At 56.7% G+C, this 19773-nt stretch carries 21 protein-coding genes; 19 read left to right on the forward strand and 2 right to left on the reverse strand.

Annotation, left to right across the window (positions count from 1 at the left end):
* Positions 1 to 737: IS110 family transposase (locus CRI94_RS11790; RefSeq protein ID WP_143815385.1), on the reverse strand; the 737-nt coding region annotated here is incomplete at its 3' end.
* A gap of 237 nt (positions 738 to 974) precedes the next feature.
* Between CRI94_RS11790 and CRI94_RS11795 the strand changes: the two genes are divergently transcribed.
* Together CRI94_RS11795 and CRI94_RS11800 are read left to right on the forward strand one after the other, a co-directional pair.
* Positions 975 to 1631, forward strand: a complete 657-nt coding sequence (locus CRI94_RS11795) for a hypothetical protein (RefSeq protein WP_098075992.1) — start codon at positions 975 to 977, stop codon at positions 1629 to 1631.
* A 131-nt stretch (positions 1632 to 1762) separates the two neighbouring features.
* Positions 1763 to 2410, forward strand: a complete 648-nt coding sequence (locus CRI94_RS11800) for a RusA family crossover junction endodeoxyribonuclease (RefSeq protein WP_098075994.1) — start codon at positions 1763 to 1765, stop codon at positions 2408 to 2410.
* 133 nt (positions 2411 to 2543) lie between these two features.
* On the opposite strand, the gene CRI94_RS11805 is transcribed toward CRI94_RS11800, so the two are convergent.
* The gene (locus CRI94_RS11805) at positions 2544 to 3578 is read right to left on the reverse strand and encodes an IS110 family RNA-guided transposase (RefSeq protein WP_098075996.1); all 1035 of its coding nucleotides are present in this window, start codon (positions 3576 to 3578) and stop codon (positions 2544 to 2546) included.
* Between the two features lie 385 nt (positions 3579 to 3963).
* Between CRI94_RS11805 and CRI94_RS11810 the strand changes: the two genes are divergently transcribed.
* The 17 genes from CRI94_RS11810 to CRI94_RS11895 all read left to right on the forward strand — a co-directional run bounded on the left by CRI94_RS11810 (position 3964) and on the right by CRI94_RS11895 (position 19070).
* Complete coding sequence (locus tag CRI94_RS11810) at positions 3964 to 4176, forward strand: hypothetical protein (protein WP_143815386.1); 213 nt, start codon at positions 3964 to 3966, stop codon at positions 4174 to 4176.
* A 406-nt stretch (positions 4177 to 4582) separates the two neighbouring features.
* Complete coding sequence (locus CRI94_RS11815) at positions 4583 to 5626, forward strand: hypothetical protein (protein WP_143815387.1); 1044 nt, start codon at positions 4583 to 4585, stop codon at positions 5624 to 5626.
* Positions 5627 to 5653: 27 nt separating this feature from the next.
* Positions 5654 to 6355, forward strand: coding sequence for a hypothetical protein (locus CRI94_RS11820; protein ID WP_098076002.1), 702 nt, complete (start codon positions 5654 to 5656; stop codon positions 6353 to 6355).
* 132 nt (positions 6356 to 6487) lie between these two features.
* Positions 6488 to 6661, forward strand: coding sequence for a hypothetical protein (locus tag CRI94_RS17720; protein WP_179862275.1), 174 nt, complete (start codon positions 6488 to 6490; stop codon positions 6659 to 6661).
* A gap of 200 nt (positions 6662 to 6861) precedes the next feature.
* Positions 6862 to 7152 carry a hypothetical protein gene (locus CRI94_RS11825; RefSeq protein WP_098076004.1) on the forward strand — a complete coding sequence of 97 codons (291 nt, stop codon included), beginning with the start codon at positions 6862 to 6864 and terminating at the stop codon, positions 7150 to 7152.
* A gap of 241 nt (positions 7153 to 7393) precedes the next feature.
* Positions 7394 to 8386 (forward strand): hypothetical protein, encoded by a 993-nt coding sequence (locus CRI94_RS11830; protein ID WP_098076006.1) that lies wholly within the window; start codon positions 7394 to 7396, stop codon positions 8384 to 8386.
* An 881-nt stretch (positions 8387 to 9267) separates the two neighbouring features.
* Entirely contained in the window at positions 9268 to 9657 is a 390-nt protein-coding gene (locus CRI94_RS11840) for a hypothetical protein (RefSeq protein ID WP_098076010.1), read from the forward strand.
* A 484-nt stretch (positions 9658 to 10141) separates the two neighbouring features.
* The gene (locus tag CRI94_RS11845; protein ID WP_098076012.1) at positions 10142 to 10375 is read left to right on the forward strand and encodes a hypothetical protein; all 234 of its coding nucleotides are present in this window, start codon (positions 10142 to 10144) and stop codon (positions 10373 to 10375) included.
* A 147-nt stretch (positions 10376 to 10522) separates the two neighbouring features.
* On the forward strand, positions 10523 to 11284 hold the full coding sequence (locus CRI94_RS11850; protein ID WP_098076014.1) for a class I SAM-dependent methyltransferase: 762 nt from the start codon (positions 10523 to 10525) through the stop codon (positions 11282 to 11284).
* A 308-nt stretch (positions 11285 to 11592) separates the two neighbouring features.
* Positions 11593 to 11943, forward strand: coding sequence for a hypothetical protein (locus CRI94_RS11855; protein ID WP_098076016.1), 351 nt, complete (start codon positions 11593 to 11595; stop codon positions 11941 to 11943).
* Between the two features lie 75 nt (positions 11944 to 12018).
* Entirely contained in the window at positions 12019 to 13653 is a 1635-nt protein-coding gene (locus CRI94_RS11860; protein WP_098076018.1) for a potassium channel family protein, read from the forward strand.
* Between the two features lie 251 nt (positions 13654 to 13904).
* On the forward strand, positions 13905 to 14528 hold the full coding sequence (locus CRI94_RS11865) for a DUF4269 domain-containing protein (RefSeq protein ID WP_098076020.1): 624 nt from the start codon (positions 13905 to 13907) through the stop codon (positions 14526 to 14528).
* 123 nt (positions 14529 to 14651) lie between these two features.
* Complete coding sequence (locus CRI94_RS11870; RefSeq protein ID WP_098076022.1) at positions 14652 to 15017, forward strand: nuclear transport factor 2 family protein; 366 nt, start codon at positions 14652 to 14654, stop codon at positions 15015 to 15017.
* A 390-nt stretch (positions 15018 to 15407) separates the two neighbouring features.
* On the forward strand, positions 15408 to 15818 hold the full coding sequence (locus CRI94_RS11875; RefSeq protein WP_143815390.1) for a hypothetical protein: 411 nt from the start codon (positions 15408 to 15410) through the stop codon (positions 15816 to 15818).
* 629 nt (positions 15819 to 16447) lie between these two features.
* Positions 16448 to 17248 (forward strand): class I SAM-dependent methyltransferase, encoded by an 801-nt coding sequence (locus tag CRI94_RS11880; RefSeq protein ID WP_179862276.1) that lies wholly within the window; start codon positions 16448 to 16450, stop codon positions 17246 to 17248.
* 138 nt (positions 17249 to 17386) lie between these two features.
* The gene (locus CRI94_RS11885; RefSeq protein ID WP_218919388.1) at positions 17387 to 17974 is read left to right on the forward strand and encodes a hypothetical protein; all 588 of its coding nucleotides are present in this window, start codon (positions 17387 to 17389) and stop codon (positions 17972 to 17974) included.
* A 604-nt stretch (positions 17975 to 18578) separates the two neighbouring features.
* On the forward strand, positions 18579 to 19070 hold the full coding sequence (locus tag CRI94_RS11895) for a DUF305 domain-containing protein (RefSeq protein ID WP_342751893.1): 492 nt from the start codon (positions 18579 to 18581) through the stop codon (positions 19068 to 19070).
* The last annotated feature ends 703 nt before the right edge of the window (positions 19071 to 19773 follow it).

The raw sequence follows: 19773 nt of genomic DNA on the forward strand, positions 1-19773 counted from the left end.
GACTGCTCGGCTCGATCGAAGAGGTGCTCCAGCGTCGCGAACCGGGCATGTACGCGCCGCTTCACGACGGCCGTAAAGCGGCCATATCCGGCGCGGACGATGTGGTACGGGTTGAAGGCGTACGCCTCCATAAGTGCCTGACCCGTGGAGCCGAACGTAAACGTCGCGGACTTATCGTAGTCGGGGAAGAGAGCTTCAATTCCGGCTTGGATACGCTGGCGCACAGTAGCGAGCGTTTGCTCATCCTCGTCGTAGTAGGCGGTGAGGAGCCGGATCCGGCGGTACACCTCGGGTAGAAGTCGGTCGGTTTGCGTTTTGCCCAGACGGGCAACGAGGTGCATCACCCGCGGGTCTTTATGGTCGGTTTTGCCGGTGTCGTTCGACTCGACCGCTTTGAGCTTGGCGACGTGCTCGGGGCTAATCAGCGCGGTCGGGTGGCCGAGACGCCGAGCGGTGTGCAGGAGCTTGCGTTCGTACCCGCCGGTCGCCTCCGCGCAGACCCGCACGCAGTTGAGGTCGACCTCGGTGGCCAGGCGGTCCAGGCGGCGGAGCAGTGCTTCGATCCGGTCGGTCTGGTTCGGAATCGTGTCCTCGACGCGGCAGACCGAGGGCCCGGCGTCGTGTTTGGTGGCGTGGTATTCGGTGTAGAGGGAGAGCGAGTGCTTCGAGACGTCGAAGCAGCAGACGAGATCCGTGGAAGGGTTGACGGTGGGAGTCGCAGCTACGATCTTGAGCATGAGGGGCTAAGCGAAGCTGGTGAATGGAATCAAGGACCGGAGTCAGTGTAGCGAGGCCCCTTCTTCTTTGCTGTGCTTCGCATAAAGGTACGGTGCACCGGACGATGTCGGTGTGCCGTTTCAGACGATTTGTAGCGGTTGGCTGCACGTCCCGCGACCTTTAGCCCTCGCTGCTCACCTATCCATCGCCGGTGAACGCCCATCCGTTATGCGTTTGGAAAACGTCTACCCAGTGCAATGAGAGACGGAAAGTGTGTCTATTGCGGCGAAGAGAAAAAGGTTACTGATGAGCACGTCGTACCGCAGGGGCTGTACGTGGACTCGCACAACGCAGTGATTCCATGCTGCGAATCCTGTAATAACCAGAAATCGGATGACGACGAGTACTTTAGGCTCGTTTTTGCAGTTCTAGAAGCCAGCAAAGACCACCCAGTGGCACAGAAGATGAAAGAGAAAGTCATCCGCTCTCTTCAAAAACCTGAAAAGGCGGGTTTCGCAAATATGATTCAGCGTTCAGCAAGTAATGTCGAGACCCAGAACCAAGAGGGTGAAACCATACAGAGAACGGGTTTGAAAGTAGAAGTCAATCGCGTAAACCGTATTTTTGAGTTCATCACTCAAGGGCTGCTGTACCTGGAGGAGAAAATGTACGTGGAAGCGAATTTCTCGGTTGTCAGTACATTCGGACATGAAGAAGATACGGATGCGGGCAAGAAACTTATTGGCCGGATTAATAGTGATCTTGTGAATCTTCCCTGGACGCAGATTGGAGACAACGGTGTTTTTAGGTACCGGTACAAACCAGTCGAAGAGCTACCCAGATCGATTTGGGAAATGGAAATATACAATGGTGAAAGTGTAGTCACTTTTGTCAGTAAGAAGGAGGATAGTTGAAACACATAACCCAACGCTGCTGCTGACAACGGGCGTCAGCTAAATCCGTGAGGGTAGCGTCTGCAGCGCTTCTTCCGCAAGTTATCATTGCCCGTTGCAGCAGAGCTCTTTCCTTATGTGTACTTGCGCTGATGGCTGACTTAGAAGAAAACTTAGAGCGGCCTCCAGACTACGGTTCGCTGCAGTTTTCTGTGGAGGGTCAACCGGCATCTCTTCAGTCCAGTAGTAGCAGTAGGCAAGAAGTGAAAAGCAGAGTCTCCAAAAAATTGGAGGGTGTTCAGTATTTGCTATCCGATGACGTACAAGTTGAAATCCGCTGGTTCATCCACGAGCGCGATCGGTATGAAAGTGATGCTGCGCCCGATATAGACAACATTCTGAAGCCCCTCATGGATGCCCTATGCGGTGCAGATGGACTGATCGTCGATGACTGCCAAGTTCAGGCTGTAAGTTGTTACTGGCTTGACTCGTATGATGGATCACAACGTCTTGAGTTTTCAATCGACTACAGTCCTGAATCTTGGGTTAAGAAGGGCGGTCTTTGCTTCATTCACCTTGGTGACGGACTGTGCTACCCGTTACCAGGAGGTCTAAGTGTTAGACAGTCGAAATTTATGACGCAGATGATCAAGACGATGGTTGAAATGAGGGATGAATTCGAAGAGCTCGATGCAGATTACTATCAATCTAAGATGTTAATGCCGAGTCAGCGGGCCTTCCATCGGACGAGAGTGGCGTCAGAATTCGAAGTTTTAGAAGCTGAGGACATCTTGAACTAAACCTTACACATAACCCCACGCTGCTGCTGACGAAGGGCGGAGCCGATTTCCGGCGCCGCAGAATCCACTGCCGGGCTCGTACCTTTTCTTGCCCTTCGCAGCAGAGCTCTCCCGTTAGATACTCTCTTCAAAGTCAAGCGGCGGTGAGCACTTTTTCGGGCACTCTGTAGAACTTCTCGCCTTGGAAGTCTTGGCCGTGTTTGAGCATGCCGTAGATCGCGTGCAGGAGTTTGCGCATCACCGCCACGACGGCCACGATTGGCTTCTTCCCACGCCCGGTGAGTTTCTCGTAGAATGCGGCCACGTTGGGCTCCCAGCGGATGCTTACCAGGGCCGGCATGTAGAGCGCGTGCCGGAGCCGAGCGTTGCCCACCTTTGAGATTCGTTCCGGTCGGTCAACCGAGCTGCCAGACTGATGTCGGCGCGGGTCAAGCCCGGCGTAGGCGACCCACTCGCGCACGGTCATATCGTCGGGTAGGAGCGCAATCTCGGCCAGGATCAACAGCGCGCTCTTCTCGGCGATGCCTCGGATTGAGGTCAGGTGATCCAGAGCGACCTTCAGGCGCTCGGACTTGGCAGTGACCTTCATGGCCTGCCGTGTCAGTTCGGCAATGCGGCGGTCAAGATGACGAACGTTGACCTCAATATCGTTGACGACGACGGCAGAACTTGTCCGGCTCTGCTGGGCGGCGTGCAGGCGGTTCTTCTCGCGCGTCCGTTCGACGGTAAGTGCCTGGATCCGCCGCGCAATCGCTCGGAGGTCCAGCACGGCGCGTTCGGGAGGCGTCCATGCCCTAAATGGCATGCGGCGCGCGAATGCGCAGATGACGACCGCATCCGAGCGATCCGTTTTCGAGCGCTCTACGAGGGCATCGCGGAAGCGGCTCATGGCGCGCGGGTTGGCAACCATGACATCGGCGCTTCCAGACGCGTGGAGGGCGAGAGCGAGATCGAGGCTGTACAGGCCACTGGCTTCCAGACAAACCCGCACGGCATCGTCGGTGCCTAGCCAATGGATCAGCTGTTGGTGTCCGTCGGCGTCGTTGGCAAAGCGCCGCGTCTTGCGCTTGTCATCGGTCCGGTCGAGACAGACGTCGAGATGGTCCTTGCTGACATCGATCCCAGCGAAGGTGGACGGAGGATAGCGCCGTGGGTGGTGGTTGTGCATGAGCGCGTCTCATCGTATGCTTTAAGAGAAGTGAATGGCCGGTCGGTCCCGCCCTGCGCTTCCTGCCTGCGGATATTGCACGATGCAGGATCTGACGAAGGCGCTGCTACGCCGTCAGGCCTTGGATACTCCTCAGCATGGGCAGGAGCCGGGGCGGGGGGACGGGTCTAACGGTCAAGCTCAACGGGCCTGCCGAAGGCAAGCCGCTCTGGCTTCATGCCGCTGCAGTCTGCCCGGCCCCGGCAAGCTACGAACTCAGCTTACACCTGCCCACTTCCGAGATACAATGCCGAGGTTGGTTGACCGAAAAGGAGTCGATAGATACGTTTCCTGTCAAGCACTATCGGCTTTCCTCTCAGTACCTATTTTTAGACTCTTCCATCCAATGGATAAGCGATTTGGCGGTGCATTTCTTGGCGTTATCATTTATAAAGCGATCGCTTGGTCAATTGCCCCAGCGGCCTCCGAGTGGTCGACCGAGGCTCTTGAGGCTGTCGCGATTGCCCTTTTTGTGACAGCGGTCCTAGAGCTGCAGGACTGGTGGCTCAGTAAGAGCGACACTACGACCGATGAGACCAAGGTCAGTGAGGCAACTTAACCCAAGGTGAGACCGGTGACGGGGCGCAGATGACCCGACAAGACAAATTTAGATAGAAGGCTTCCTCGGATACCGAAAAGCTGGGACACAGCACGGCATACCCCCACACTGTAGTTGCCGAAGGGCCAGTGCCAGTTTCGAGCGAGATGCATGGGGCGATTTCGCTGTCGCTACATGGAAGTGTAGGGCCGAGCCAATGCGTGCTTAGGGAACGGCGTTGGTTGATCGACATGCCGGAATACCGAGCTTTTTCCTTACCCTTTGCGAACGAATCGATTCCGTTACACAGCAAGACACTAAATCTTCTGACATGGCTTCGTGCTGGACGTACTGCAGCGCCGTTGCTCTTCTTCTATCGGTTTTTCCGACTTTTTCCTTCGCGCAAACGCCACAAGAGTCGATCGACGTGCCCATAGCCCCCCGCGTGGACACGACCGACGCTGACGTCAAGCAGGTGTACCAGCTCTGGCGGTCGTACCTGAGGTCCCGGCCGGACTCGGTCTACGACAATCCGCACTGGTCAGAGGAGGAGAAAGAACGCTACGCGGATTTCGACATCTCCAGGCGCTGGACATACGGCTACGAAGTCGGCGGAAGGAGCATTCACGAGACATACGGACTCAAACCGCGCGTCTTGAGCATCGAGCGGCAGGACAGCCTCTACGCCATCCGTACGCTCTACGCGCCGGATGACCTCGCTCATGCGCAAGAAATCTATTCGCTCCAACGCGTCTATGCCGGAAAGGAAAACGGCGCATGGAAGCTGTACAACGCCCTGTCGGTTCGTACGAAAGACTGGAACCGGGCGCGCGCGGGCGCTCTTCGCTACATCTATCCGCCCGGTCACACCCTCAACGAAAAAGCGGCGGAGCGGTCCGCTGCCTTCGTAGATTCGTTGGAGCAGGCATACGATCTTCCCGAGACCGAGCCGATCACCTACTACGTAGCGCGCAGCTACGACGAGATGGCCAGGATCAGCGGTCTCGACTACGCCTGGGACGGCAATGACGGGCGCGCCTACCTGGTCAACCGTCAAATCTTTGTCGGCACGGCTTCGGCGTCGTACCCGCACGAGCTGGTCCATATGGTATTTGCGGACTACGACCTTCACCCGCTCATTAGCGAAGGACTCGCTACGTACCTCGGAGGGATCGGAGATCAGTCTTTTCACGAACTGGTCGCAGACGTCGATCAACGCGTCCAGCAGAATGATCTTACGCTCGAGAGGATGATCAGCGGCCGAGGCGTGCGAGCGAGGACGCGCTACGTAGGTGGAGCCGTGCTCGTCAAAGCGGCCGACGAAGATGGAAACGAGACGCTAACGACGTTTCTATCGCTTGCGAACTCGAAATCGGGAATCTTTGAAGCGATGGAGCAGGTGCTGGGCGTAGAACGCGAAGAAGCATCCGGGTTTTGGCAACAGAAACTGCGTGAGTACAGCCGCCAATAAAGGTTGCAGCATAACCCCGCTCTTCTGTTGGCGAAGGGCTGCGGCCAAAATTCAGCCGGTCGCGTCTCCTACGCCACATTCGTGCTTGGCGGTGCCCTTCGCAGCAGCCCACTATCGTTGTATAGCCGAACGAGCGAAAGCATTGTGAGTCCGTTCGAGTATCTGCTTCCGCTGACATCTGTCCTTGTCGGACTTGCCATAGCTGATTTAGCAACAAGTCTGCACCGGCTCCTTGAGGCACGGCGTCGTGTCCAGTGGGACTGGCTTCCTCTCCTGGCCGCGCTCCTAGCCCTTCTTGCTGTCCTCGATCTCTGGTGGGGTTTCTACGGCTACACGGGTCGTAGCGAGTGGGAGTTTGCTCAATTCCTCCCGATATTCGTTCAACTGGTCATTCTTTTTCTGCTCTGCGCTTCCGCTCTGCCGGACGAGGTTCCATCCGACGACGGACTGGATCTGCATGTGTTCTACCAGTCGAACGGTTCGTATTTTTGGTTTCTATATGCTGCGTATATATTTTCTATCCTCGCTCAAGACGCATTCACGTACGCCGCGTCTGGCTTGCCGGAGCAGATGAGCACCGTGTCGGTGCTTGCGGGTTCTATCCCCAACCTTTTACTGATTGCGCTATTCGTGGGGCTTGCCCTCGTGCATCGGCGCTGGCTCCACATGGTAGCCGTACCCGGTTTGATCGTGTACCAGATTGTTGAATGGTCCGGACGAGTTCTTTGAAACGGTCGGACGCTGCAGTTCAATGCCGGGGAAATGGAAAGAAATGTCTTCCCGGCCACGTCGGCTGAGGTTTTTCGCTATGCCAGTGAAATCTTCTTTTTAACCATCCTCGCTCAATTCCGATGAGAAGCTATGCCCACCCGCTCGCTGTTGTTGACGCTTCCGCTTCTGGTCTGCCTTTTTCTCGCGGAGCCGGTTCAAGAAGCATCTGCCCAAACTGCTGATCAAGCGGTGTCCGATGAGACGGCGTACGTCGTGTCCTATTTCGGGGCAACGTCTGCGGCCCATGCAACCGCTCTGAAGTGATTCAGAACCTGTTTGGCGAACAGCCCTCGGCGATCCAGGCGTACGGACCTCCTGCCGGTCGGTCCTCGCGGTGCTTGCAGGACTAGGATCGGTTGATCTCGTGTATCCTGTTTGCTGTGTCAATGCGAACGGATCATCGTCGGCCCGATGATCGGCATGAACGACCGCGCTTCGTTCTTTGCAAATCTTCCTCCATAAAGGTGGTTCAGGCCGTCAAATCCATCGAGTCGAAGTGTGAGAGCATCCGCGCCCTCTCGCCTGCAAAGTTTGTCATGGTGGCCATGGACACGGACATCGAGGAAGGTATCGCGTTTCTCAAAAAGTATGGCTCCTGGGACGAGGTTTCTGTTGGAAGCTTCTACCGAAACCAACCCATGATGCGCCATGTCAACACGCTGGAGGTTCTCGGCGTGCCGGGGGCATTGTGTAAAAGAACACCGACGAGGACGCTGGGCAGGGAACGACGACGCGGAAGGATACGGAGCGGGTAGCACTAGGAATGGGTGGGGAGGGCATGGTCGCCTGGGCAAAGAACCATTTCCCGCTCGAAACAAATTAGCATGAGGAAACAGACAACAGTGGCGTCTGAGCGAGGGCGTCGTCTTCGTCGGTGACGAAAAGCACCTGCGCCGGGTGGAGGCTCGCTGCCTAAGGCCAGGGTTTTCATTCCTCATAGACCCACCGCGGTCGTATCACAAATTCGAGGTCTGTATCCATGATTGGAGATCAGAAATGACGATATTGACGCGCTTGCTCGGCCCTCTTCTCTTCGCCACGCTCGTCGCCGGTGGCGCACTCGTCGGGGCCGGGTGCGACGGACAGGGAGGTGGAATGCAGGAAAGGGACAGGCAGGAGGACGACCCTGCCGCCGTCTCCTATGAATTGAAGGCCCAGCCCAATGACGGGGCGTTCCCGCTCGGTCGGAGCGGGCAAGTGACGTTTTACGACCTGGGCGGCGACTCCACCCTCGTCACGTTAGACCTAGCTGCGAGCTTGAATCGGCGCCCTGAACCGGGGCCTCCACAGGTATCCTTCGCCACGTCCATCCGCCGCGGCCGTGTGTCACGGGGAGGGGAGCGGATCTATCGCTTGAGCCCTATCGACGCGCGGACGACTGCCCTTGAGAGCGCACGCTTGGTGATGGAACCGATCGACGCATTCCTGAATCTCGACGGACACGTGCAGATTCGCGAACGTATCGCGGATACCACGGTCATCTCTCAGGGAAACATCGGGACGAACGCAGACGGTGTCACGAGGGACGCCGGGCTCGAACTCGTCACAGACCCGCGGACGCTCGTGCTCGATCTCCACGCTGTGCCGAACGAGGGGCGTGCCGTGCCGGATGGACGTGCCGGTACCGTCCGGTTTCGAGAGTTGACTCATGGGAAAACGCTGGTAACGGTCGCACTGGATCCTGCACCGTCCTCCGGCTCGACCGGAGCCGACGTGGCTCATCCGGTTTACATCCGCGGGAAGAGTGCGTCGGGGGGCGTCGACATCACGCTGGCGCTGAGCCCGATCAGTGGGATGGACCCTGCGGCGAGAAGCTCCAGGATCATCCGAAAACGGTTCGAGGTCTTCACCGACATCGACGGGCACGTCACTGTGCACGAGAGCAACGCGAATCGGTCGATCATTCTCGCCCGCGGCAACATCGAGGCAACGGCGTCGCCCTCTGGCAACGATGGCTCGGAGAACGACGGTCCCATGCAGGATGAATAGGAAGGTTGGTACTGGGAAGCGGATCGCATCCGTGAGAACCTGTTTGGGGGATGGGTCTCAAATACGTAAGCTCGGGCGTGCATGTCTATTCGCAGGCCCGATCGTAATCCTATGGCACGTGTGCTAAAGCCACGGTGCGCGAAACGAACGAGGCCTGGTTCGTAGGCGTCTCGAGGACCCGCCGTCGGGACGTCCGTCCTTCTGGATGACCGACGGCTGTCCGCCAAACAGGCTTTTTAGACTTCACGATCTATGGAGTGGGGACGCCCCTAGTGCGATCCCACCGTGCTGTAGCTGACGAGGCGTGCAGGTCGAGCGTAACGCTGGAGCAAGACGCGATATGGGTCCGGGAAACAATACTTGTGGCGCCATCCTTAACTTCCCGAACCATTGTGTTATAGAACAATGCTTTCTACCGTGCAGTTTAGTGTTGTAAAATATCTATGTATTGCTCTGTCGTTGTTTGTTCTTGCGTCCAGCAGCGGGTGCGATCTCTCGAATCAAGGAGATTCGCCCCCCGGGAAGGTCGTACTCGGAGACACGACGGGGACGCTCGCAATTACTGGGAGAGTGGATTACGAGCACGTTGAAGGCGGCTTGTGGGTCATCGAGGGACGGAAAGCAGGTTCAGAGGCATCCAACACGTATGAACCGATGAATTTGCCCGCTATCTTTGAGGTGGATGGCCAGCGGGTGCGTGTTCGTGCAAGAGTTCGAGATGATGTAGGGAGCATCTACATGACCGGACCAACCATTGAGATTCGAAGCATCGAGTCCCGTGACTGAGAGAGGCCAAACACGAACAAAGAGAACGCCTGGTGGCTGACCGTCTTCCCGTTGTGGGCGCACGTTCGATTCCATTCCAAATGGCTTAGACCACGATGTCTCGACACCTTCCCGAAGAGAAAACAACCGTTGTGTCGACGTTCTCGAATCGCCAGGATGCGGAGATCGCCCGGGCGCGCTTGGCCGAGTATGAGATCGACGCCATGATCGTCGCCGACGACGTCCATCCTCCGTTCCAACTCACGGAGGGCGCAAAGCTTCTCGTCCTCGACCAGGAGGTAGACCGGGCCCGCCATGTTCTCGAGGAAACAAGCATGTCCGTGGATCAGGATGTCGCGTCGGACCGGTCCGCCCGGTCTACGGAGGAAAGCGCAAATTTGACATTTGGTCTGGATGGGTTCGTGCAGGCGACCGCTGGGACCTACCTAACGGTATTCGTCCTCATGGTGGCGATGATTTTGACTGGACTTCTGGTGGGACTGTAGCGAAAACCGATGGTAGCGAGAAGGTGAATGGTCTCGAAGCATTCGATTTGAATCTGAAATCTAATGCATTCATCGCTTTCCGTTCCGTTAAAGTGGGGTACCCTTCGCCGATGCCGACTGACCATTCGTGCCAATAAGCACATCGAGAGCCATTGTCGTCAGATCGGATTCAGGTGTTGCTGAACGCGTCGTTTGTCCGGGGTAGGTAGGCGAACATCTGCGATTCTCCTTGGACAGTATTGCATGTCCTCTTCGTCGGTCTCGGTTCCACCCTTCACCGCGTACCGCTCAACCGGCGTCTGCCAGCACTCATTGGACGCTCTATAGGGGGAGAAGGGCGGTGTCATACGTCGCTTTGTTTGAGCGTCCGTTCTCGTGCAGCATTTGTCGACACGTCCTGCTATACTTGGACGTGGATCTCCAGCGACCGATCGGCGATCCGTGGTGCATGCTGCGTGATGACCTTGAGAGAAACCCACGACCTATGTCAGACAACTCGTTTTCGTTGCAGATAGGGCCCCTGGTGTTGAAAAGCGACGCAATCCGGTATATCGTAGCCGGCGTGTTTTTGCTGGGCGTGATCGTCGGGTTGATGAGCATCATTCATGTCGATTCCCCGGACGCTTCTTCCGTGATCACGATGCCCCTGTTCTGGGCAAGTGCCATACCCATCGTCATCATCTTCCGTGGCATTCGGAAAGCTGATGTCGTGTCCTGAGGGGCTTAGTGCGACAGTTGAGAGGAGAAGCCCACGCCCTTTATTGCTGCTTGGAGGGTTTCCAGAACGGGCACTCTGAGATCGGAGGCAGTTCAGACGGTCGTCGCTGTATCTAATCAAATGTGTTCCTCTTAGGAACGATATCGTATGGATGAGCAGGCTATGTTTACCCTGATGGTGGACTTGCACCGAGATGGCGAACGTCAGGGCCCTGGAAGTGAGGAGGAGACGCTCCGTGCGCTCGATCTGACGCGACTTGATCAAGAGGCTGCTCTTCAGGTTGCCGATATTGGGTGTGGAACCGGCGCGTCGACCCTCGTGCTCGCGAGCCGTCTCCCGAACGCCCAAGTTACGGCCGTAGATCTGTTTCCCGAGTTTCTTGATGTCCTGTCGAGGCGTGCGCGAAAGGCCGGAGTGTCCGAACGGGTCGATCCACTGGAAGCATCAATGGAGTCTTTACCGTTTGACTCTGAGTCGTTGGACCTTATCTGGGCGGAGGGGGCCATTTACAACATGGGGTTCAGCGAGGGAATCAAAACGTGGAAACCGTTCCTGCGCCCGGGCGGAGTACTTGCGGTTTCCGAGATTACCTGGCTGCGCCCCGACCCTCCGGAGACGATTCGGCGGCATTGGAACGCCGAATATCCGCAGATTGCGACCGCTTCCGAGAAGATCAATATCCTGGAGGATGTCGGCTTTGACCTGCTGGGATACCTTGTCCTTCCGCCGAACAACTGGATCGACAACTACTACGAGCCGACCGAGAAGCGAATGCCTGCGTTTTTGGATCGGCACGACGACCGACCCGAAGCAGCACAGATCGTCGCCATGGAGCGAGAGGAGGCCGACCTATACCGGAGCTATCAGGAGTGGTATAGCTATGGATTCTACGTGGCGCGAAAACGGTGACGTCCCATCGTACCGCGAACGTTCTCACTCCGACTGTCAGGATAGAACCCCAGCCTCATGCTTATACGTTTTCCGAATGATAGTGTCGGGATCGCCCAACCCACGTCCTCGCAGCGGCTCCGAGTGGCAATAACCATCGACGATACCGGTGAGGTGGTGCCTCGTTCGTCGAAAACGACGAGGCCGTACTTGACGACCCCGCCAGCATAGAACAACGCTCTCGATGTCCTGGTCAATCTAGATTCCCCTGCGCCTCGGGTTCCCGTTGTTGCATATCCTCCGCATTACGTTCAGAACGGCATGAGCAAATGGTCAATCGAGGCGCAATTCTAATTAAGTATCGAGAGCCGGCCATCCGCTGGATTAACGAGACCGACCCCTACGATGAGCAGTTCGAGATTGGGGCGAAAGATCTTCAACAAGACCGGACGGTGTACTTGGTCTCTGAAGATGTGGTTGATGGGGAGGAAGCGGTCAACCGATGGCTTGAAGCAAATTTTGAGGAGGTCTTTGAGCATGAGTTAGGTGGATGGTACACGGATCCATCACTGTGGCCCAGCAGAAGAACATTGAAGATGTTTCGTGACTGGTTTGACGTTGAGTACCACAGCGTAATCATAGATATGGAAGGCGGGCAGATTGTCGATGACGACCTGTAGATGCATGCCAGGCTAGCGGCTCGTCTGCGGAAACGTCTCTCCGCTCTGCCCCAGTAGACTGATGTCTGATACTCGATGAACATCTGGACCCGGCGATTTCTCTATGCCATAGGTACCGTGTCGGCGGTATTTCTTCTCTATGCGATGGTGTATCAGTGGTGCATGCGAACCTTCGAAGGGGAGCCCGTCACCTACATCCAGGCGCTGCAAGTGGTGGTGGAGGCGATCACCACGGCCGGCTTCGGCGGCCATGCTCCGTGGCAGAGCGGGGTGCTGAACGTGATGGTTCTCGCTATGAACCTGACGGGTGTCCTTTTCGTCTTCCTTGCCGTTCCGGTGTTCCTTGTGCCGCTCTTTCGCGAGGTCATACGGTCGCATCCCCCGTCGTCGACGGACATCACCGGCCACATCATTATCTGCACGCACACCGCTCGTGGAGATGCGTTTATATCGGAACTCATCGCTCGAAACCAGGGCTATGTCATTATCGAGCCCGATCGGGACGTGGCCCGAAGGCTCTACGACGACGGCTATCAGGTGATGGTTGGTGACCCGGAGTCGGTCGATGTGCTGAAGAACGCGAACATCGCGGACGCGATGGCCGTGGTCGCCGATGCCGAAGACGATGTTAATGCGAGTATTGCCCTGTCCGTCCGCGAGATCGATTCCGATATCCGCGTTGTCACGTTGGTCGAAGATCCCGCTCTTGTGACGTATCACCGGTTGGCGGGGGCTGACGACGTGTTGTCGCCGCGGCAGCTCGTGGGCGAAAGTCTCGCACGTCAGGTTCCGACGGTGATGCGGGCGTCAATCGCTGAAGGTGTGCCGCTCGGCGGTGAGATCAAGCTCGTGGAGTTGAAAGTTGAGCCCGACGGAGAGCTCATCGGAAAGACCATAGGAGATCTACTGAATCGCGGGGAATATGCAACGGATCTCATCGGTGCCTGGAAGGATGGAGAGTTTACGAGCCCTCTGCCCGACAACTTTGTGCTGGATTCCGGTGTACGGCTGTTGGTTGCCGGCCCGGCATCACGCATCAAGGCTCTTCAGGAAGAAGCATCCGCGACGCTCGCATACGCTCCGCCACGGTCGGTCGTCATTGCAGGATATGGGCGAGCAGGAGAGGCTGCGGCGTCCGTGTTGGCGGAGACGAGTGCGTCTGTTACGGTACTCGACCGGGAGCCGAGTCGTCCGGTCGATGTCGTGGGCGATGTGCGCGATCCGGATGTGCTGGTCGAGGCCGGCGTCAAAGATGCCACGGCCGCGATCATAACCGTCGACGATGATACAACGGCGATTCTCGCCACGCTCGTCATGCGAGATCTCAATCCGGGCCTCTACATCATCGTCCGGGCAAATGCTGAGTCCGATGAGCGTAAGCTGTATCGGGCGGGTGCGAACTACGTGCAGTCTCTGGCCACGGTGAGCGGCCGGATGCTGGCGTCTACGATCTTACAGGATGAAGAAGTACTGTCCTTCGAGCAGCAGATTGAAATTGTCAAACTCCCGGCCGGTCGCCTCGCGGGAATGACCCTTGCGGATGCAGACGTACGGACAGAAACAGGCGTCGTCGTACTTGCTATTTACCGCGACGGAGAGACGCACCTCGATATGGACCCAAACACCTTCGAAATCGCGAAGGAGGATGCTCTCATCATTGCAGGCATGACGGAGAACATTCGTCACTTCGAAACCCGATATCTTGGGTAGATTTAGGGGGAGATAACAGCTCGAGGTGTGCACTTTTGCCGCCCTCCCGAGGACATAGGTCGACGCCGCGGTTCAATCCGCCTGATTCCTTTCAACAAAGCGAGAGCGGAATTCAGAACGCACCGGTCTCTCGACGGACCGATTCCGGTCATCTCTATACTCGCGATACCAGGCGTCGTTACTATCGGGCACCGTGTCTAGTGCGGCTGGGGCAACGGATCACCCTTGCCTGCGAATAGACATGAACGACCATGCTGGCTTTTTCGCGAATCATCGGCCAAACAGGTTGTCGCATCATGAACTGGCGAGAGATTGCGTATCTGCAAAAGGGAACGGTACGACAGCGCGCTGCACACGATACCCTGGTAGATCTGGATATCCTCGCGCGCCTTCGTCCGTTCGATCCTGCGCTGGTGAGCACCGTCTGTGTGGATCTGGATGTGCCCGGCAGCGACCTCGATGTTATCTGCGAGATGCGCGATGAGTCGGAATTTCGCGCTACCGTCGAGAATGGATACGGGGCGCGGCGTGACTTTCGGATGTGGCAGCGAGACGATGGGGCCGTAGTGGCTCAATTTGAAACGGAGGCGTTTCCGGTCGAGATCTTCGGGAAAGAACGGCCGGTGCAGGATCAGATGGCCTGGCGTCACTTAACCGCCATGAAGCGCCTCCTCAATGTCGAGCCGCGGCTGCGAGAAACGGTTCGGGCGATGAAGAAGGAGGGCGTCGGAACGGAGCCCGCCTTCGCGAAGCTATTGGACCTGGACGGGGATCCGTATGAAGCCATGCTTTCACTTGAGACGGCTACGAAAGAAGAACTAGCCGATGTGTGCGGCAGAGCAATGAAAAACGTCACACAAAGAGCCGGGGCGTAGCGGACGTGGGCCGTGGCTCGCATGTGATGTCTGGGATCAAGCGCCGCAAAGTGTCGTGGCCTCGGTCGTTTACATTGTATCGTAGCACCTTCCGGTTGCATCACAAAACCATCAGTAGACGGAATGAGTCCAAGAGACGTTGTTCGACAATGGGTCGATGCCTTCAACCAGGCAGACCCAGACGCACTTGCTGCACTTTATGCTGAGGAGGCCGTCAACCATCAGGTTCCGGAGGAGCCGGTCGAAGGGCGGCGCTCGATTTTGGAAATGTTTGAGCGCGAGTTCGAAAATGCGGATATGACGTGCATCGTAGAGAATATTTTCGAGGACGGCGAGTGGGCCATACTGGAATGGCGAGACCCACTCGGCCTGCGCGGCTGTGGCTTCTTCAGAGTCAAAGGTGGAAAGATCGTATTCCAGAGAGGATACTGGGATAAGCTGTCATTCCTGAGGCAGCATGGCTTGCCCATTCCGGATACAATGGAGTGATACCCCGGTTACTGCTGTTCCCGCCGCTTGCAATATGTCATGTGGAGAACGCGCTGGAGGGAACGGTCATGTGCTGTTCCACTCCTGCAATAAGCTGTTCCACTCCTGCAATACACAGCGCAGCCGGGGGCGACGGCCACCCGTCAGAGGTCCGACGTGGACATTCCGGAGGACCTGTGCACTGCCAGATGCTTGCGTGTTGATACGTCCGAAGGGCCGAAGCATGGAGCCTGTATTACGTCAGGTTTCTCCCGAGTGAATCGGCGCATCGGGGTGCCCGTGTTACGATAACCACGTTTGCTCGACGCACAGAACATCTCTCCGGTGAACGTGACCTTCGGTCCAGGCTCTTCGCAGGTTTTCGCTTTTCATCAGATAACGGACCCAAACATGTTCGACCGAGCGGTGCACGGGATTCTGTTTTCCATCCTGATTTTTCTCCCGGGATGCTCCAGTTTTGGTGATCGTCCCGACTTTGGACGTGATATTGAGGTTGCTCCGGTCGCAGTACAAACGTTTGAGGTGAAGGAGCAGTCTGGTTTGTCCATCACCTTCGGGCTAACGGGCGAATGGCGAAATACGTGCGGCGAGTTTTCTCGTGTTGAGGCGAGCCGTGAGAGGATGACGTACTCTGTCACGATGTACGGTCAACAGCCGATCGGAGTCGTTTGCGGAGATGCGTTTACGCCGATATCCGGAGAGTGGAGTACGACGGTGCCAGCGGAGGGAACCTATACGTTTGAGTTCCAACGGAACGATGCTGCACCGATCGACACGACCCTCACGTTCGTGACCGAATAAGCCGATCGGCGCGCCTCCGTAGCCAAATCGTTTGCCGAATTTTGGTGATCCTATAATTCGCTGCTCAGCTATCACCGATCTTGCGTGCGCTACAGACCGCTTGTCCGTTGCATCTCGTGCTTCCGCGATATCATGGTGTTGTTCGCGATGTGTACCGATTCTCGCACCGAAACAAATTAGCGGGTGATGGCAGAATATCGAAAGCGCATCGGGGGCGGGAAACACGATTTCTGGCATTGGTGCCGAAACTGTTCGCGGGATCCGATACGCGGGAACGGTCCCTTCCCTCGTTATGTGACGCGAGAGCATCCTCCCGAAGGCGGCAATCTGTGCGGCGATTGCGAAAAGCTCGTACGAATAGGTCAATGCCGAGACGGTCCTCAGCGTGGTGATGATGCATAATGAGGCGGTTGACAGCGTCAACGATCGGCTGCGTCCTTGGCGTCGCCCGGACGTTCTCGCGGCACGGAATGGCCGCCATACGAGACGCATCGTGTCCGGCAACCTCTGAAATAAGACGGACTCCCCGTATCTGTCGAGCGAGTGCGGTAGATTGATTTATCGCAGGAACCAGGACCTGCTCCCTTGCACGTGCCGGTTGATCAAACGGGGGAGACATCATGGCCGTGATGAATCGATCTGAACTGCAAAAAACAGCTCAAGCATATGAGGATCTCCTCGTGCCGGCGCTGTTTGCTGATTGGGCTGATCATGTTGCAGAAAGCGCCGCCGTCCAACGGGGTGATCGCGTGCTCGATGTAGCCTGCGGGACGGGTGTTCTGAGTCGTGCCGTCGTTGCGTACGCTGGTGAAACAGGGTCGGTAACCGGCGTGGACCCGAACCCGGGAATGCTCAGCATTGCGCGCACTCTCGAACCGGAGGTCAACTGGACCGAAGGCACCGCCGAATCGCTGCCCTTCGATTCGAACCTGTTCGACGTAGTGCTAAGCCAGTTTGGCCTGATGCTATTCGAGTCTCCCGTGGCGGGGCTCAAAGAAATGTATCGTGTGCTCAAACCGGAGGGCAGTCTACGCGTTGTCGTGTTCAACTCCCTTCAGCATCTTCCGGCGTACGACGCGATCGTGGATATCTATGAGCGTACAGTCGGTCCGTCCGTTGCCGAAGCACTCCGTGTTCCGTTCTCGATGGGAGATCCAGATGATCTCGTCACCCTCTTCGAGCAGGCCGGTATCCATGGCGCGGTCGTATCTACCGGGACGGTCGTAGCTCGCTTTCGGAATATGCGTCAAATGGTGCTTTCCGATGTCAAAGGATGGTTCCCGTTCGCGAACATTCACCTCGACGATCAAACCATCAACAGCATCGTTGAGCGGGCCGAACATGAACTCGATCGATTTATTCAGCCGGAGGGTGGCGTGCGTTTCGATGTATCTGCGCACATGGTTCGTGCTGCGAAGGAGGTGACGTGATAGGCAAGGTCCTTGGAAATCTGGCCCGGCTTACATCACACGAAAAAATTCTCTTCGTCCGCTGCAGGTATTGCGAAGCTTTATATTTTAAAGTAATCTGAGTCTGTGGTGACACCAGGGTTCAAGACAACAGCGAATATGCATACGCGGGAGACAGCAGGTGCAAACCAGGACAGCAATCATGCGCGGTCATGGCAGCAATGGCGACGAGTTGCCTGGACGGTAGCCGGTCTGGCTCTACTCGCCCCGCTGCTGGCCATGCAATTTACCGAGGAGGTCGCCTGGGGCGTGGGTGACTTCGTTCTGTTCGGGGGGATGTTGTTGCTTGCCGGCGCCGCAGTCGAGACGGTCATCCGCACGAATCCCTCATCCATCTATCGTTACGCCATGGGAGGGGGACTCGGCGGCGCGTTTCTGCTGATTTGGGTGAACGGAGCCGTCGGGTTGATCGGCGCGGCGGGCAATCCCGCGAACCTGATGTATGCAGGTGTCCTTGCCGTCGGCGTGATTGGTGCTCTCGTTGGTCGCTTTCGAGCGCGCGCAATGAGCCGTGTTCTGCTTGCCATGGCCGTCATCCAAACGGTCATCATGGGAACCGCCATCGTGATGGAGTGGGGGCAGCCGAGCAGCGGTCCGGTGGAACTTGTTGTCGCGAATGGCGCGTTCGCCGGGATATGGCTTGTGTCGGCCTGGCTATTTCGAAAAGCCGAACGAGACGGGACGTAGAGAAGAGCGCGTCGCGCCGTGCGATCGTTCTCGGGCGAAGGGTCGCGTCATCGTCTGAGGAGAGAACGGTGACACAATGGATGATCTGCGTCTTCTTGCGACGGACTCGGCCACGGACCAGACCACGGAGCAACTTGTGGTTTATGCAGGCAAGGCCTGTAGCCGCTTTGCCCGTGTTGTGGGTACCCGTTCAGAAGAAGACGTGACACGGTCGCTTGCCCCGGCTCTTCGCGATGCGGTAGTCAACGCGGTGCTGCCCTCTGTGTGAGAGCCCATCCATCATGGCGGCCAGTCCTTGCTCGATCTTCGACTCATGGGGGCTACCGCGCCCGATCTGCACGGCACGATGTGAACCCTGGTCTTCGCTCGGGCAAAGGTTCGGTGTTGTTCCTGGTGACTCTTCGACCCTCGCATCGGAGACGGGGAATGCGCTCCGATTGCATGGTACCGGCCCGTCTCAATGGTCGCTACGTTACGAAGCACATCGTCTTCCAGTCGATTCCGCGCGCACGACCTTCTCATCGATCGAGGTGACGTAATTGTGGAAACGAAAAGCAAGACACGCAAAAACACAGATCGGAGCGGCTACGGGCGGTTCTTCGCTATGATCGTCACGGCGATGGTAGCCATGTTCGCACTGATGTACGCGCACTCCTATCAGATTATCGGGCACGCCTGGTTCAGCGAAACCCGCCTGTTCATGACCTTGCTCATGGGCGGCTCCATGATGGTGATCATGCTGTCGTTCATGCTCGGGATGTACGCGAGCCGACGAACCAATCTTGGGATTTTTGTCGGTGGCGTGCTGCTGATGGTGCTTGCCGTCTGGCTCGTACGGAGTCAGATCACCGTGAGCGACGTCGACTACATGGAAGGAATGATTCCACACCACTCGATCGCCATTCTGACCAGCGAGCGTGCGCAGATCGACGATCCTCGCGTTCGCAAGCTCGCCGACGAGATCATACAAGCTCAGCGGAAGGAGATCAGCGAAATGGAATGGCTCATCGATGACATCCGGACCAATGGGATTGCGAGTACCGAGGCCGCGGCAGAAGCGCGTGCGGTGCCAACGTTTGGCGAAGCGAGCGACTAGCCAATTGGGATGACGCGGTGGGTGGACACTTGATACGTCACGTCTACTATGTCCGTGTCTTCACCTTCCGATGCATGGTTCCGGTATTGCATTCAGCAAGAGTTCAGTGCACGCTCACTCGGGTCTGATCTTGTATGGATGTCTCGCGACGAACACACTCTTATGTGGAAGCTGTACGGATAGCGCGGTTGGTTACATGGGGGAGGCCGGCGTACCGAGACCGCTCGTCACAGGCACTCTTTCGCATTTACAAGAGACCGATCGTCGTGACGAGCGCACCGTTGTAGTAAGGCGTGTAGCAATCAGTTCGAACAGATACCACGCCGAATAGCGTTTCGGCTGAATCGGTGGCCATAAGTAAGATGTGGTGTAGGTGAGATATTTGTGTATGGATGATAGGCGTCGAAAATATATAGATCCAGTCGATCGTGTCGTTAAAAGAGCTTCGGATATGGATCGGAAGTGATGAATATCCTGTTTTATAACAATATAAAAACCCTCGCTTAATTGATTAAATAACTTTTGATTAACATGATCTCTTTTGGGTGTATGTCTGTTTCGTTCAGCTAGCTGCAGAAATTAAAATTACAAGAAGCCGTCAATTGCGCGCTCTGGATCATGTCGTGTGCGCTGTATACGGGTCGAGTAATTTTGAGTGGATGCCGTCCGCCTACTTCAATTCGGCTCCCCGTCGACAAATGTC

Origin of the sequence: Longibacter salinarum (assembly GCF_002554795.1) — a bacterium.
In the GTDB taxonomy this organism is placed as follows: Bacteria; Bacteroidota; Rhodothermia; order Rhodothermales; family Salinibacteraceae; genus Longibacter; species Longibacter salinarum.